Source organism: Nocardia sp. NPDC051052 (assembly GCF_044456045.1).
Classification (GTDB): domain Bacteria; phylum Actinomycetota; class Actinomycetes; order Mycobacteriales; family Mycobacteriaceae; genus Nocardia.
In genome coordinates this window covers 917,725-933,844 of record NZ_JBITFL010000002.1, presented here as the reverse complement: position 1 = coordinate 933,844, position 16,120 = coordinate 917,725, and the positions used below count along the sequence as shown (strand labels likewise).

Here is a 16,120-nt window from a genome sequence, read left to right as displayed (position 1 = left end):
AACACAGCGGCCCGGTGCCGAACGACGGAGCCGAGCGTCAGCGAGGTGGAGTCGTGAGACATCTGCTTACGGTTGGTGATCTTGATCGCCCCACCGCGACGGAGTTGCTGGACGAGGCCGAACGTTTCGAGCAGGCCTTACTCGGCCGCGAAGTACACAAGCTGCCGACCCTGCGCGGACGCACCGTGATGACGGTGTTCTACGAGAACTCCACCCGCACCAGGGTGTCCTTCGAGGTCGCGGGCAAGTGGATGAGCGCCGACGTGATCAACGTCAGCGCCAGCAGCTCCTCGGTCTCCAAGGGCGAATCCCTGCGCGACACCGCGCTCACCCTGCACGCCGCGGGCGCCGACGCGCTGATCGTGCGGCACCCGGCTTCCGGTGCGGCACACCAGATCGCGCGCTGGATGGATGCCTGGGCGCTCTCGTCGGGCAACTCCGGCCCGGCCATCATCAACGCGGGTGACGGCACCCACGAGCACCCCACTCAGGCATTGCTCGACGCGCTGACCCTGCGTCAGCGGCTCGGCGATATCGAGGGCAAGCGGGTCATCATCGTCGGCGACATCCTGCACAGCCGGGTCGCCCGCTCCAATGTCTTCCTGCTGGACACCCTCGGCGCGGAAGTGGTGCTGGTCGCCCCGCGCACCCTGCTGCCGGTCGGCGTCGATGCCTGGCCGGCCAGGATCGCGCACTCGCTGGACGCCGAATTGCCCGGTGCCGACGCGGTTCTCATGCTGCGCGTGCAGGCCGAGCGGATGAACGGCGGCTTCTTCCCGTCGGCCCGCGAATACTCGATCAATTACGGACTGTCCGAACGCAGGCTCGCCCTGCTGGCCGAACACGCGACGGTGCTGCATCCCGGCCCGATGCTGCGCGGCATGGAAATCGCCTCGCCGGTAGCCGATTCCGCGCAGGCCGCGATCTTGCAACAGGTGACGAACGGAGTACACATGCGCATGGCCGTCCTGTTCCGGCTGCTGGTCGGTACGCAGGAGGCGGTGGCATGACGCAACTTCTGATCAAGGGCGCCCGGATCTACGGCGCGGATGAACCGGTCGATGTGCTGGTCGCCGACGGTGTGATCCGGGAGATCGGTACCGATCTCGGCGCCGACGACGCGGAAGTCATTGACGCTCAGGGCCAAATCCTGCTGCCCGGTTTCGTCGACCTGCACACGCACCTGCGCGAGCCCGGCCGCGAGGACACCGAGACCATCGAATCCGGTTCCGCCGCAGCCGCACTGGGCGGTTACACGGCGGTGTTCGCGATGGCCAACACCAGCCCGGTCGCCGATTCGGTCGTCGTCACCGATCACGTGTGGCGCCGCGGCCAGGAGGTCGGCCTGGTCGACGTGTACCCGGTCGGTGCGGTCACCGTCGGTCTCGAAGGCAAGCAGCTCGCCGAAATGGGCACCATGGCAAGCGGTGCCGGTGCGGTGCGGATGTTCTCCGACGACGGCCACTGCGTCTACGACCCGCTGCTCATGCGGCGCGCCCTGGAATACGCGAACACCCTCGGCGTACTTATCGCCCAGCACGCGGAGGAGCCGCGTCTCACCCAGGGTGCGGTCGCGCACGAGGGGCCTACGGCGGCCCGGCTCGGGCTGGCCGGCTGGCCGCGCGCCGCCGAGGAGTCCATCGTGGCCCGCGACGCGCTGCTCGCCCGCGATGCCGGTGCGCGCGTGCACATTTGCCACGCCTCCACCGCGGGCACCGTGGAGCTGGTGAAATGGGCCAAGTCGCAAGGTATTTCGATCACCGCCGAGGTCACCCCGCATCACCTGCTGCTGGACGACTCGCGCTTGGAGACCTACGACGCGGTCAACAAGGTGAACCCGCCGCTGCGTGAGGCGTCCGACGCCGCCGCGCTGCGCCAGGCACTGGCCGACGGGATCATCGACTGCGTCGCCACCGACCACGCCCCGCACGCCGAACAGGACAAGTGCTGCGAGTTCGCCGCGGCCCGCCCGGGCATGCTCGGCCTGGAGACCGCGCTCTCGATCATCGTGCAGACCATGGTCGAACCCGGCCTGCTGGACTGGCGCGGCGTCGCCAGGGTGATGAGCGAGCAGCCCGCCGCGATCGTCGGCCTCGACGAGCACGGCAGGCCGATCGAGGTCGGTGAGCCCGCGAACCTGACGCTGGTCGACCCCGCAGCCAGCTGGACGGTGCGTGCGAAGGAGCTGGCCAGCATCTCGAACAACACCCCGTTCGAGGACATGACGTTTCCGGCCCGAGTGACAACGACGTTGCTCCGGGGTCGGGTAACCGCCCGCGACGGTAAAGCGGTGGGGATCCCCGCGGTGCGAGCGTCGGGCCCGGAGGCGGTTGCACAACATGACCACGCAGGGCACCGGGAGCACCGTCGATTGGACGCAGGAGGTCCGTAAGTGGAGAGAACACTGTGGGTTATCGGGCTGCTCGCGCTGTTCGCCCTGTGCATCTGGCTGATGTACCGGGGCTGGCAGAACCGGGCCGCGCGCCAAGAGTCCAGCATCGGTGCATTGCCCACCGTGCCCGCCGATCTCGGCGCGCAGGTGCTCGAGCCGACCACCGGACTGTATCTCGGCAGCACCATGGCGCCCAGCTGGCAGAACCGGATCGCGGTGGGCGACTTGGGTTTCCGGGCCACGGCGGAACTCACCCGGTTCGAACGAGGAATTCTGCTCGAGCGCGACGGCGCGACGGTGATCTGGATCCCGCAGGAATCCATCACCGCGGTGCGCACCGAGCGCGGGCATGCGGGCAAAGTAATGACAGCAGATGGTGTGCTGGTAGTTCGCTGGAAGCTGCCCACCGGAACCGAGATAGATACCGGTTTCCGAGGTGACGACAAGTCGGTGTACCCGGCTTGGACGCGGCAGACGGACGCCGGCACGATGACGGGAGACGACGAGTGACGATAGGACAAGACGCAGCTCTAGTGCTGGAGGACGGCCGGGTTTTCCGCGGCTCGGCCTACGGCGCCGTGGGCGAGACGCTCGGTGAGGCGGTGTTCTGCACCGCGATGACCGGGTACCAGGAGACCCTCACCGACCCCAGCTACCACCGCCAGATCGTGGTTGCCACGGCGCCGCAGATCGGCAACACCGGCTGGAACGACGAGGACGACGAGTCCGGCAAGATCTGGGTGGCCGGCTACGTGGTCCGCGACCCCGCGCGCCGCGCCTCCAACTGGCGGGCCACCGGCACGCTGCCCGAGGCGATGCAACGCCAGGACATCGTCGGCATCGCGGGCATCGACACCCGCGCCCTGGTGCGTCACCTGCGCACCCGCGGCTCGATGAAGGCGGGCATCTTCTCCGGCGCCGCCCTCGCCGGCACCGACGAGCTGCTCGGCCGGGTCACCGGCCAGCCGTCCATGCTCGGCGCCGACCTGGCCGAAGAGGTGAGCACCGACTCGATCTACACCATCGAAGCCGTGGGGGCGGCGGGCGGGAAAGGCGCTGCCGAACCCCGCTTCACCGTGGTCGCGGTCGACCTCGGCATCAAGACCAACACCCCGCGCATGTTCGCCGAGCGCGGCATGCGGGTGCACGTGGTGCCGTCGAACACCTCGATCGACCAGATCCTCGCGCTGAACCCGAACGGTGTCTTCCTGTCCAACGGCCCCGGCGACCCGGCCACCCAGGACGGCGCGGTCGCGCTGACCAAGGGCGTGCTCGAGCGTGGCCTGCCGTTGTTCGGCATCTGCTTCGGCAACCAGATCCTCGGCCGCGCGCTCGGCCGCAAGACCTACAAGATGAAGTTCGGCCACCGCGGCATCAACGTCCCGGTGATCGAGCACGGCACCGGTCGCATCGCGATCACCGCGCAGAACCACGGCTTCGCGCTGGAAGGCGAGCAGGGCGAGCAGTTCGACACCCCGTTCGGCAAGGCTGAGGTCAGCCACGTCTGCGCCAACGACGGCACGGTCGAGGGCGTCCGCCTCATCGACGGCCGCGCGTTCTCCGTGCAGTACCACCCGGAGGCCGCCGCCGGACCGCACGACGCTGCTTATCTCTTCGACCGTTTCGCCGGTCTCATGGAAGGCGGCCCTGCCGCGCAGCGGAAGGGAATCTGATCCAGATGCCACGTCGTAATGACTTGAAGCACATCCTGGTGATCGGCTCCGGCCCGATCGTCATCGGACAGGCCTGCGAGTTCGACTACTCCGGCACCCAGGCGTGCCGGGTGCTGCGGGCCGAGGGCCTGCGGGTTTCACTGGTGAACTCCAACCCGGCGACCATCATGACCGACCCCGAGTTCGCCGACGCCACCTACGTGGAGCCGATCACGCCGGAGTTCGTCGAGAAGGTCATCGCCAAGGAGCGTCCCGACGCCGTCCTGGCCACCCTCGGCGGCCAGACCGCGCTGAACACCGCGGTCGCGCTGCACGAGAGCGGGGTGCTGGAGAAGTACAACGTCGAGATGATCGGCGCCGACTTCGACGCCATCCAGCGCGGTGAGGACCGGCAGAAGTTCAAGGACATCGTCGCCAAGGTCGGCGGCGAAAGTGCCCGCTCCCGTGTCTGTTACACGATGGACGAGGTGCGCGACACGGTCCGCGAGCTGGGTTTCCCTGTGGTGGTGCGCCCTTCGTTCACCATGGGTGGCCTCGGCTCCGGAATGGCCTACAACGACGAGGATCTCGATCGCATCGCCGGCGGCGGCCTGTCCGCCTCACCGACCGCGAACGTGCTCATCGAGGAATCCATCCTGGGCTGGAAGGAATTCGAGCTCGAGCTGATGCGGGACCGCAACGACAATGTGGTCATCGTCTGTTCGATCGAGAACGTCGACCCGATGGGCGTGCACACCGGCGACTCGATGACCGTCGCGCCCGCCATGACGCTCACCGACCGCGAGTACCAGAAGATGCGCGACCTCGGCATCGACATCCTGCGTGAGGTCGGCGTCGACACCGGCGGCTGCAACATCCAGTTCGCGGTGGACCCGGCCGACGGCCGCCTGATCGTCATCGAGATGAACCCGCGCGTCTCGCGCTCGTCCGCATTGGCTTCCAAGGCAACGGGTTTCCCGATCGCCAAGATCGCCGCCAAGCTGGCCATCGGTTACACCCTGGACGAGATCGTCAACGACATCACCAAGGAGACCCCGGCCTGCTTCGAGCCGACGCTGGACTACGTGGTGGTCAAGGCGCCGCGGTTCGCGTTCGAGAAGTTCCCCGGCGCCGACCCGACGCTGACCACCACCATGAAGTCGGTCGGCGAGGCAATGTCGTTGGGGCGCAACTTCGCCGAGGCGCTCGGCAAGGTGCTGCGCTCGCTGGAGACCAAGGCCGCCGGGTTCTGGACCCAGGACGACGGCGCATGGACTGACGTCGAAGCGATCCTGACCGACCTGCGCACGCCCATCGAGGGACGTATCTACCAGGTCGAGCGCGCGCTGCGGCTCGGTGCGAGCATCGAAGACGTCGCCGCCGCTTCGGGAATCGACCCGTGGTTCGTCGCCGAGGTCGCCGGTCTGGTCGAGCTGCGCGCGGAGCTCATGGCGGCGCCCGTGCTCGATGAGACGCTGCTGCGCCGGGCCAAGCACTACGGCCTGTCCGACGGGCAGATCGCCGCGCTGCGCCCGGAGTTGGCCGGGGAGACCGGCGTTCGCGCGCTGCGGCACCGGCTCAGTGTCCGCCCGGTGTTCAAGACGGTCGACACCTGCGCCGCCGAGTTCGAGGCCAAGACCCCGTACCACTACTCGACCTACGAGCTCGATCCCGCCGCGGAATCCGAGGTCGCGCCGCAACGCGAGCGCGACAAGGTGATCATCCTCGGCTCCGGCCCGAACCGGATCGGCCAGGGCATCGAGTTCGATTACTCGTGTGTGCATGCGGCGCAGACGCTTTCGCAGGCCGGGTACGAGACGGTGATGGTGAACTGCAACCCGGAGACCGTCTCCACCGACTACGACACCGCCGACCGGCTCTACTTCGAGCCGCTCACCTTCGAGGACGTGCTCGAGGTGTACCACGCGGAAAGCGAGTCGGGGCACGTCACGGGCGTCATCGTGCAGCTGGGCGGGCAGACCCCGCTCGGCCTGGCGCAGCGGCTCACCGATGCCGGTGTTCCGGTGGTCGGCACCAGCGCCGCCGCCATCGACCTGGCCGAGGACCGTGGCGAATTCGGCGACGTGCTCACCGCGGCCGGGCTGCCCGCGCCGAAGTACGGCACCGCCACCACCTTCGCGCAGGCCAAGAAGATCGCCGCGAGCATCGGCTACCCGGTGCTGGTCCGCCCGTCCTACGTGCTCGGCGGGCGCGGCATGGAGATCGTCTACGACGAGAACTCCCTGGAGGGCTACATCTCCCGGGCCACCGAGCTCAGCCCCGAGCATCCGGTGCTCGTCGACCGGTTCCTGGAAGACGCCATCGAGATCGACGTCGACGCGCTGTGCGACGGCGACGAGGTCTACCTCGGCGGCGTGATGGAACACATCGAAGAGGCGGGCATCCACTCCGGCGACTCGGCCTGCGCGTTGCCGCCGATCACGTTGGGCCGCAGCGACATCGAGGCCGTGCGCCGCTCGACCGTCGCGCTGGCCAAGGGCATCGGCGTCAAGGGCCTGCTCAACGTGCAGTACGCACTCAAGGACGACGTGCTGTACGTGCTGGAAGCGAATCCGCGGGCCAGCCGGACGGTTCCGTTCGTCTCCAAGGCGACGGCGGTGCCACTGGCCAAGGCGGCCGCGCGGATCATGCTCGGCGCCACCATCGCCGACCTGCGCAAGGAAGGCATGTTGCCCGGCGAGGGCGACGGCGGGCACGTCCCGCTCGACGCGCCGGTGGCCGTGAAGGAGGCCGTGCTGCCGTTCCACCGGTTCCGCAAGGCCGATGGCAGCGGCGTGGATTCGCTGCTCTCCCCGGAGATGAAGTCCACCGGCGAGGTGATGGGCATCGACGCCGACTTCGGCACCGCCTTCGCCAAGAGCCAGACCGCCGCCTACGGTTCGCTGCCCACCGAGGGCACCGTGTTCGTCTCCATCGCGAACCGGGACAAGCGCGCCATGGTGTTCCCGGTCAAGCGCCTGCACGACCTCGGGTTCCGCATCCTGGCCACCGAGGGCACCGCGGAGATGTTGCGCCGCAACGGTATTCCCTGCGAGCGGGTGCGCAAGCATTCCGACCCGGACACGGTGGACGCCAATGGCGATGCGCCGCAGCCGACGATCGTCGAACAGATCAGGGACGGCGAGATCGACATGGTGTTCAACACCCCGTACGGCAACTCCGGCCCGCGCGTGGACGGCTACGAAATCCGCAGCGCCGCGGTCGGCGTGAACATCCCGTGCATCACCACGGTGCAGGGTGCGGCCGCCGCCGTGCAGGGCATCGAGGCGAGCATCAACGGCGGGATCGGGGTGCGTTCGCTGCAGGAACTGCATTCGGTGCTGCGTGGCTGACCTGGACGGAGTCGATGAGGTGAAGAGCTTCGGCGCTCGATTGCAGCACGCCATGGGGCATTTCGGCCCCGTGTGCGTCGGCATCGATCCGCATCCGGGTCTGCTGGAGTCGTGGGGCCTCGCCGCCGACGCGGACGGACTGGAGAAGTTCGCGGAGATCTGCGTCGAGGCCTTCGACGGTCGCGTCGCGCTGGTGAAGCCGCAGGTCGCGTTCTTCGAGACCTACGGCTCGGCCGGAATCGCGGTGCTGGAGCGCACGATCGAGGTGCTGCGGGCCTCGGGCACGCTGGTGCTCGCCGACGCCAAGCGCGGCGACATCGGCTCCACCATGGACGCCTACGCGCACGCCTGGCTCGGCGACGGGCCGCTCGGCTCGGACGCGGTGACGGTCTCGCCGTATCTCGGATTCGGCTCGCTGGCACCGGCTTTGGAGCTGGCCGAGGACAACCACCGTGGCGTGTTCGTGCTCGCGGCGACCTCGAATCCCGAAGGGGCGCAGGTGCAACGGGTCGTCGCGGGGGATGGCCGCACCATCGCGCAGACAATGGTCGACGAGGCCGCGGCCCGCAACGCGGGGGCGGAATTCGGATCGGTCGGCGTGGTGATCGGCGCGACATTGACCGAGGCGCCGGACTTGTCCGCGCTCAACGGGCCGATCCTGATGCCGGGCGTCGGCGCCCAGGGCGGGGGCCCGGAAAACGTCCGTGACCTGGTCCCGGAGGCGATGTTCGCGGCGGCGGTACCGACCGCCTCGCGGGAGGTGCTGCGCGACGGACCGGCGGTCCCCGCGCTACGCGCGAGAGTGAGCGAACTCCAAGAGACGTTCGCGTTCCTGCGCGAATAACCACCGAGACCGGCGCGATCGCGCCGGTCTCGGCCCTTTTCCCGGCCGGGTGCGGTCATGTGCACGCGTGCATGCGGCCCGTAGCGGGGTCTGGGTGCCCTGCTGCGCCCGTTTCCCGCCCAAACGGTGCCCGGATGGGCTGACGGGCTCGGATCGGCCCAGAAGCGCGATGTGATCAGTGCAGGTCGACAAACTCGGCCGTGCACTTCGACAATCGATCGATGCCGGAGTCCATCCGAATCGGTCGTTCGACCTGTCTGTGGCCCACGACACGCTGAAGGACAACGCGACACGCGGGAATTTCCGAGAAAGTTCCTGGTCGGGCAGGCATGGGTTTGCTGGCGCCACATGTCACGTCATAGCAACCCTCCCGCTAACCTGTGTCAATCGTGAAAACTCCCTGCTGAGGAGGCATTTCGTGATTTCGGCGGTACGATCTGCGCAGCGACAGAGGAGCAGTGCGGATCGCGCCGCTCTCGCGTCTACGGCATCCGGAATCATGCGCTGACCTGGGGGGTGGGTTCGCAATCTGCGGATGCCGTGGGTACGGTCGCTGAGACTGCCGGGTTACCGGCAGGAGTTGATGCAATGAACGATGAGACGGAGGAACCGTGGCCCTTCCCCAGCTGACTGACGAGCAGCGCGCCGCTGCTTTGGAGAAGGCGGCTGCCGCTCGCCGCGCTCGGGCGGAGCTCAAGGAGCGCCTGAAGCGAGGCGGCACCAACCTGAAGCAGGTCCTCACCGATGCCGAGTCCGATGAGATTCTCGGCAAGATGAAGGTGTCGGCGCTGCTGGAGGCTTTGCCGAAGGTGGGCAAGGTCAAGGCAGCGGAAATCATGAGTGAACTGGAGATCGCCCCCACCCGGCGTCTGCGCGGACTCGGCGATCGGCAGCGTAAGGCGCTGCTCGCCCGGTTCGACTTCGACGCCTGATAACGAGGGTGGTCGAACATACGCGAAAGGGTCGGCTGGTTGTACTGGTCGGCCCCTCGGCCGTTGGCAAGTCGACCGTGGTCCGTTGTGTCCGCGAGCGACTGCCGCACCTGATCTTCAGTGTGTCGGCAACGACTCGGGCCCCTCGGCCCGGAGAGGTCGACGGCCTCGACTATCGATTCGTGTCCAGGGAAGAGTTCGACGCCATGATCACGGCGGGCGAACTACTCGAGTGGGCTGATATACACGGTGGTTTGCAACGTTCGGGCACCCCGGCCGCACCGGTACGGGCCGCCCTCGCAGAGGGTCTGCCCGTACTGGTCGAGGTCGATCTAGAAGGCGCGCGATCGGTACGCAAGGCCATTCCCGAAGCGATTCTCGCCTTCCTCGCCCCGCCCAGCTGGGACGAACTGGTCTCCAGGCTCACCTCGCGGGGCACCGAATCACCGGAAGTGATCGAGCGCAGGCTGGAAACCGCCAGGATCGAATTAGCGGCCTGTGACGAGTTCGACATCGTCATCGTGAACGACGAGGTGACCAGCGCCTGTGAGCAGTTGGTATCCTTGTTCGTTAGCACAAATTCGAGTTCCTAACCCTTCCACCCGCAGGAGCATCCCTAGTGAGCAGTACGGACAGCAAAGTCGTTCCCGCATACGACACCCCGATCGGCCTCACCAACCCCCCGATCGATGAGTTGCTGGAGCGCACTTCGTCCAAGTACGCCCTGGTCATCTACGCCGCCAAGCGCGCGCGTCAGATCAACGACTACTACAACCAGCTCGGCGACGGCATCCTCGAGTACGTCGGCCCGCTGGTCGAGCCGGGCCTGCAGGAAAAGCCCCTCTCGGTCGCCATGCGCGAGATCCACTCCGACCTGCTCGAGCACGTCGAAGGCGAGTAGCCAGGCCGAGTGCTGTGATAACAACTAGGCCGGAGGCGTAGTGACCACACGGATTGTTGTCGGTGTCGGCGGCGGGATCGCCGCGTACAAGGCCTGTTCGCTGGTCCGACGGTTCACCGAGACCGGACACCAGGTCAGGGTGATCCCCACCGAGGCGGCGATGCAGTTCGTCGGCAAGGCAACCTTCGAGGCACTGTCCGGGAACCCGGTGCACACCGACGTGTTCACCGATGTGCCCGAGGTGCCGCATGTCCGGCTGGGCCAGGAGGCGGACCTCGTGGTCATCGCCCCGGCGACTGCCGACCTGATGGCGCGCGCGGCCCAGGGCCGCGCCGACGATTTGCTCACCGCCACGTTGCTGACGGCCCGATGTCCGATCCTGTTCGCCCCCGCGATGCACACCGAGATGTGGGAGCATCCGGCGACCATCGCCAACGTCGCGACGCTGCGCGCGCACGGCGCGATCGTGATGGAACCCGCGTCGGGCCGGCTCACCGGCACCGACACCGGTCCCGGGCGGTTGCCGGAGCCCGAGGAGATCTTCGGGCTCGCCACGCTGCTGCTGGAACGTGCCGACGCCATCCCGCGCGACCTGGAAGGCCGCCGGGTGGTCATCACCGCGGGCGGTACCAGGGAACCGCTGGATCCGGTGCGATTCCTGGGCAACCGCAGCTCCGGGAAGCAGGGTTACGCCCTGGCCAGGGTCGCGGCGCAGCGCGGCGCGCACGTCACGCTCATCGCGGGCAACACGATCGAGATGGCCGCGCCTGCGGCCGTCGACCTCGTGCACATCACCACCGCCGAACAGCTCAAGACCGCCGTCGACAAGCACGCGGTCGGCGCCGACGCGGTGATCATGGCGGCGGCGGTGGCGGATTTCCGGCCCACCGACGTGGCCGCGGCCAAGATCAAGAAGGGCGCCGGGGAACCCGACGTCATCGCGCTCACCAAGACCACCGACATCCTCGCCGGTCTGGTGCAGGCGCGTAGCGACGGGCAGTTGGCGGGCACCGCGATCGTCGGCTTCGCCGCCGAGACCGGCGACGAGCACGGCGACGTCCTCACCTACGCGCGGGCCAAGCTGGCGCGCAAGGGGTGTGACCTGCTGGTGGTCAACGCGGTCGGCGAGGGCAAGGCGTTCGAGGTCGACACCAACAACGGCTGGCTGCTCGGTGCGGACGGTACCGAACAGTCGCTCGACCATGGGTCGAAGGCGTTGCTTGCCAGCCGGGTGCTCGACGCGCTCGGCCCGCTGTTGCGCTGAAAAGTGTTGTGAGACTGGGATGATGACCCAGTAATCAACCATCGACGGCGCGCTATCCGGGAGACAAATCGGACGAACTGTCTGAGATAGTGGTCTCTTGGGCCGCGGTACGTCGGTGGTTTGCCATAGTCTGGAATGAAGGGTTGCGCGGCAACGGCATCGCGTTACTGTCGCAAACCGAGACGAAATACCCGTTGAGGGAGAGGGAAGAACTGTGCGCACGTCCGGCAGCCGGCTATTCACCAGTGAGTCCGTGACCGAAGGTCACCCGGACAAGATCTGTGACGCTATCAGCGATTCCATTCTCGACGCGTTACTGACCGAGGACCCGCGCAGCCGGGTCGCCGTGGAAACCCTCGTGACGACCGGCCAGGTCCACGTCGCGGGTGAGGTCACCACTTCGGCGTACGCCGACATTCCCCGCATCGTCCGGGAAAAAGTTTTGGAAATCGGATACGACTCGTCCGCAAAGGGTTTCGACGGGAACTCCTGCGGCGTGAACATCGCGATCGGCGCGCAGTCGCCCGATATCGCGCAGGGCGTCGACACCTCGCACGAGGCACGCGTCGGCGGGTCCGACGACGAGATCGAGAAGCAGGGCGCGGGCGATCAGGGCCTGATGTTCGGCTACGCGACCACCGACACCCCCGAGCTCATGCCGCTGCCGATCGCGCTCGCGCACCGGCTCTCCCGCAGGCTCACCGAGGTGCGCAAGTCCGGCGTGCTGCCGTACCTGCGGCCCGACGGCAAGACCCAGGTCACCATCGAATACGAGGGTGACCGCCCGGTTCGGCTCGACACCGTCGTCATCTCCACCCAGCACGCGGCCGACATCGACCTGGACAATCTGCTCGCGCCCGACATCAAGGAAAAGGTCGTCGAGGCCGTCATCGCCGACCTCGAGCTGCCCTCGCTGGACACCTCGAACATCCGGCTACTGGTCAACCCGACCGGCAAGTTCGTGCTCGGCGGTCCGATGGGCGACGCGGGCCTGACCGGTCGCAAGATCATCGTCGACACCTACGGCGGCATGGCTCGCCACGGCGGCGGCGCCTTCTCCGGCAAGGATCCGTCGAAGGTGGACCGCTCGGCCGCGTACGCCATGCGCTGGGTCGCCAAGAACGTCGTCGCGGCCGGCCTGTCCGACCGGGTCGAGGTCCAGGTGGCCTACGCCATCGGCAAGTCCGCGCCGGTCGGCCTGTTCGTGGAGACCTTCGGCACCGAGAAGGTCGACCCGGCCCGCATCTCGGCCGCCATCTCCGAGGTCTTCGACCTGCGCCCCGGCGCGATCATCCGCGACCTCGACCTGCTGCGCCCGATCTACGCACCGACCGCCGCGTACGGCCACTTCGGCCGCACCGACGTCGACCTGCCCTGGGAGCACACGGACCGAGCGGACAAACTCCGCGCCGCAGTCGGCCTGTAGGCCCGACCGCACCGAGTGAACAAACCCGCGGCGGAAACCCCCGCCATCCCGGGGGTCCCGCAGGCGGACCCCGCAGCCGTGGAGCACCCGATCGCTCGGGTGCTCCCGTTGCTGTCTCCGGCCCACCTGGACCGCGACTTCGACTACCTGGTCCCGCCCGAGCTGGACGCCATCGCCCAGCCCGGTGTCCGCGTCCGCGTCCGCTTCGCGGGACGACTGGTAGACGGTTACCTGCTGGAACGTCGCGCGCACAGTGACCACAGCGGCAAACTGGTGAAACTCGAACGGGTCGTCTCCGGCGAGCGCGTCCTGACACCCGAGATCGTGCAGCTGGCCATTGCGGTGGCCGCCCGCTACGCAGGCACCCGCGCCGACGTCCTGCGCCTGGCCATCCCGCCGCGTCATGCGCGTACCGAGATCGGTGGGGCGAAGAAGAAGTCGGCGGATTCTGAAGCCGAGCAAGAGGATTCGGCGGATGACGCCGCGGCGGCATCCAGTCCCGAACTGCGGCAAAAGGGTTCGACCGCGAAAGCCCCACTCCGGATCAACCCCCTGCCCGATGCGACATCTCCTGTCGATTCCGCTGATGCTGAGGCTGATTCGGTGCCGCAGGACCCTGCGATCGATGCGAGTTCCAGCACTGCCGCTTCGGATGCGGCAGGTTCCGCAGGGTCGCAACCTGTCCGGTCCGCGCCGTCCGGCGCGAATGCGCCAATACAGTCGGCGAAGTCATCGAAATCGGTGCCCTCGACCGCTGATTTCGCTGGCGCCGAAGCTGATTCGGTCGAAGTCGATGGGACAGTCGAGGCCACGCCCGAACTGGCTTCCGCGTCGGCCGTGGTCGCGGCCTCGACGCAAGAATTTCCGTCCGTGCGGTCGGGCGGTGTCGCACCGTCTGAGCAGTTATCCGCTGCCCCGTCTAACGTCGACTCAGCTGGCGTCGAGTCTGATTCGGTGACGCGTAGCCGCGCGGTTGAGAGTTCCGCCGCAGACACCGCGGATGCAGCTAGTTCCGCAGGGGTGCAAGGAGATCTGCCCGAATCGTCGGGCGCACCAGGCTCCGCGAAGCAGCTGCCGGGATCGGTCTTCTCGAATGCCGAGGGGGCCGAAACCAGTTCGGCCTCGGATAAGGGCGAGACGTCTGGCGCGGGGAGTGGTGGTAACTCGGCGTCGGAGGCGGTTTCGGCTAGCTCCTCAGTGGCGCAAGGGGTTCAGCCTGCGTCGTCCGATGCGTCGAACTCGGCGCGGCTGTCGGATTCGGTGTCCTCGGATGGCGAGGGGATTGCCTCCGAATCGGTGGTCGCTGGTTCAGTAGCTGACGCGAGTAAGGCGGAGGGCACGCGTGATGGCGAGCCTGGCTCGGCGTCGGCGGCGAGCTCCGGGGATGGCGGGGGAGAGTCGGGGTCGGACGGTGCTGAGCAGGTTGCTGCTCCCGTCGATCATGGGCCCTGGGGGCGATACATTCACGGCCCGGCGTTTCTGACCGCGTTGGCGGGTGGGAAGGGGCCGCGGGCGGCGTGGCAGGCGTTGCCCGGGGAGGACTGGCCGCGGCGGCTGGCGGAGTTGGCGGCGGCTGTCGTAGGGGAGGGTCGTAGCGCGATTTTGATGGTGCCGGATCAGCGCGATCTGGACCGGGTGCTGGTGGAATGTACGCGGCTGATGGGGGATTCGGCGGTCGGGTTGTCGGCGGGGCTTGGTCCGGCGGCGCGGTATCGGCGGTGGCTCGCGGTGTTGCGGGGCACCGCGCGGGTGGTGGTCGGGACGCGCAGTGCGGTGTTCGCGCCGGCGAAAGATCTTGGGCTGATCGCGATTTGGGATGACGGGGACGACACCTACGCCGAGCCGCGTTCGCCGTATCCGCATGCGCGCGAGGTGGCGATGCTGCGGTCGCACGAGACGGGGGCGGCGTTCGTCGCGGCCGGATTCGCGCGGACCGCGGAGATCCAGGCGGTAGTCGAGTCCGGCTGGGCGCACGACTTGGTGGCTGACCGGATGGTGGTGCGCGATGCGGCGCCGCGGATCAGCGTGCCCGGCGATACCGATCTCGCGATGGAGCGAGACCCGGTCGCGCGCGCGGTCCGCATTCCCGGCGTGGCTTACGCGGCTGCGCGGGCGGCGCTGAAGGAGGGCGCTGGCGTGCTGGTGCAGGTGCCTCGGCGCGGGTACGTCCCGTCGCTGGCCTGCGCGAAATGCCGGACCCCCGCCAGGTGCAGGTACTGCAACGGACCGCTGGCGCTGCCGGATGGTCGTGCGCGGCACAGTGATTCGCAGGGCGATGCCGCGCACAGTCCGAGCTGTCGCTGGTGTGGCATCACCGAGGCGGCGTTCCGCTGTTCGTCCTGCGGTTCGCGGGCGCTGCGTGCCGTGGTGATCGGCGCGACCCGCACCGCCGAGGAACTCGGCCGGGCGTTCCCCGGCGTGCCGATTCGCGGGTCTGGTGGTGGCGCGATGCTCGACACGGTGGAACCCGGCCCCCAGGTGGTGGTCGCGACCGTTGGCGCCGAACCGGTCCTGCCGGGTGGTTACGGTGTTGCGCTGCTGCTCGACAGTTGGGCGCTGCTCAGCCGCGCCGACCTGCGAGCCTCCGAGGACGCGCTGCGCCGCTGGATGACCGCCGCGACTCTGGTGCGCTCGCACGGTCAGGTCATCGTGATGGCCGATCCCGGCATCCCCACCGTGCAAGCCCTGGTCCGCTGGGACCCGGTCGGCCATGCCAGGGTCGAGTGCGCGTCCCGCGCCGAGGTCGGCTTCCCGCCCGCCGTCCGCATGGCGGCGGTTGACGGCACCTCCGACTCCATCGCCGAATTACTCTCCGCCACCGACCTTCCCACCGAAGTCGAGGTGCTCGGCCCAGTCCCCTTGCCTCCCGGCGCCCGCAAACCCTTCTCCTCCGGCGACACCCCCGCCGAAGTAGAACGAATCCTCCTGCGCGTAGACCGCAAATCCGGCGCCGCCCTAGCCCGCGCCCTCACCGCCGCCCAAGCCATCCGCAGCACGCACCGCTCCGACGCCCCCCTACGAGTACAGATCGACCCGGTCGACATCGGCTGACACCCTGCGAAACGCTGCCAGACCGTTATCGCAATAAATCCGCACTCTTACTCGGGATCCGCACTTGGCGGATGCCGAGTAAGGGTGCGGATTCTGGTGCTTGCGTGGGGAGTTGGGGCGCACACCGGTTGGCAAGCTGGCCGCGGTCCGGTCAAGGGCATCCCGGGGGCTGGCCCGAGCGTGTGGCAATTGCTGGGGCCTTGTCGATCTCGGGTCTGCCGTTGACTCGGCCGAGCAGTTCATCGGTGCCAGAGAAGACAGCGCCCTCCTCCGAGCCACGGGTGCGCCATTTGGCGCAACCGGGC

Annotated in this window: 12 protein-coding genes; all 12 read left to right on the top strand. The window is 68.1% G+C overall.

The window, feature by feature from the left end:
• Positions 1–53: 53 nt before the first annotated feature.
• Positions 54–1,010 carry an aspartate carbamoyltransferase catalytic subunit gene (locus tag ACIBCN_RS09425; RefSeq protein ID WP_396991013.1) on the top strand — a complete coding sequence of 319 codons (957 nt, stop codon included), beginning with the start codon at positions 54–56 and terminating at the stop codon, positions 1,008–1,010.
• The gene (locus ACIBCN_RS09420; RefSeq protein WP_396991012.1) at positions 1,007–2,392 is read left to right on the top strand and encodes a dihydroorotase; all 1,386 of its coding nucleotides are present in this window, start codon (positions 1,007–1,009) and stop codon (positions 2,390–2,392) included. Before ACIBCN_RS09425 ends, ACIBCN_RS09420 begins: the two co-directional genes overlap by 4 nt.
• Complete coding sequence (locus ACIBCN_RS09415) at positions 2,393–2,902, top strand: transporter (protein WP_396991011.1); 510 nt, start codon at positions 2,393–2,395, stop codon at positions 2,900–2,902. It begins immediately after the preceding gene.
• Positions 2,899–4,065 carry a glutamine-hydrolyzing carbamoyl-phosphate synthase small subunit gene (gene carA, locus ACIBCN_RS09410; RefSeq protein WP_396991009.1) on the top strand — a complete coding sequence of 389 codons (1,167 nt, stop codon included), beginning with the start codon at positions 2,899–2,901 and terminating at the stop codon, positions 4,063–4,065. The genes ACIBCN_RS09415 and carA overlap by 4 nt, the downstream gene beginning before the upstream one ends.
• A gap of 5 nt (positions 4,066–4,070) precedes the next feature.
• Positions 4,071–7,397 (top strand): carbamoyl-phosphate synthase large subunit, encoded by a 3,327-nt coding sequence (gene carB, locus ACIBCN_RS09405; RefSeq protein ID WP_396991008.1) that lies wholly within the window; start codon positions 4,071–4,073, stop codon positions 7,395–7,397.
• Between the two features lie 19 nt (positions 7,398–7,416).
• Positions 7,417–8,241, top strand: a complete 825-nt coding sequence (gene pyrF / locus ACIBCN_RS09400; RefSeq protein ID WP_396991179.1) for an orotidine-5'-phosphate decarboxylase — start codon at positions 7,417–7,419, stop codon at positions 8,239–8,241.
• Between the two features lie 611 nt (positions 8,242–8,852).
• Positions 8,853–9,173, top strand: coding sequence for an integration host factor, actinobacterial type (gene mihF, locus ACIBCN_RS09395; RefSeq protein ID WP_014986450.1), 321 nt, complete (start codon positions 8,853–8,855; stop codon positions 9,171–9,173).
• Between the two features lie 8 nt (positions 9,174–9,181).
• Complete coding sequence (gene gmk, locus ACIBCN_RS09390; protein WP_396991007.1) at positions 9,182–9,766, top strand: guanylate kinase; 585 nt, start codon at positions 9,182–9,184, stop codon at positions 9,764–9,766.
• Between the two features lie 26 nt (positions 9,767–9,792).
• Entirely contained in the window at positions 9,793–10,074 is a 282-nt protein-coding gene (gene rpoZ / locus ACIBCN_RS09385; protein ID WP_396991005.1) for a DNA-directed RNA polymerase subunit omega, read from the top strand.
• A gap of 40 nt (positions 10,075–10,114) precedes the next feature.
• Positions 10,115–11,338 (top strand): bifunctional phosphopantothenoylcysteine decarboxylase/phosphopantothenate--cysteine ligase CoaBC, encoded by a 1,224-nt coding sequence (gene coaBC / locus ACIBCN_RS09380; RefSeq protein ID WP_396991004.1) that lies wholly within the window; start codon positions 10,115–10,117, stop codon positions 11,336–11,338.
• 214 nt (positions 11,339–11,552) lie between these two features.
• Positions 11,553–12,764, top strand: a complete 1,212-nt coding sequence (metK, locus tag ACIBCN_RS09375) for a methionine adenosyltransferase (protein WP_396991002.1) — start codon at positions 11,553–11,555, stop codon at positions 12,762–12,764.
• 90 nt (positions 12,765–12,854) lie between these two features.
• On the top strand, positions 12,855–15,815 hold the full coding sequence (locus ACIBCN_RS09370) for a hypothetical protein (protein ID WP_396991178.1): 2,961 nt from the start codon (positions 12,855–12,857) through the stop codon (positions 15,813–15,815).
• The last annotated feature ends 305 nt before the right edge of the window (positions 15,816–16,120 follow it).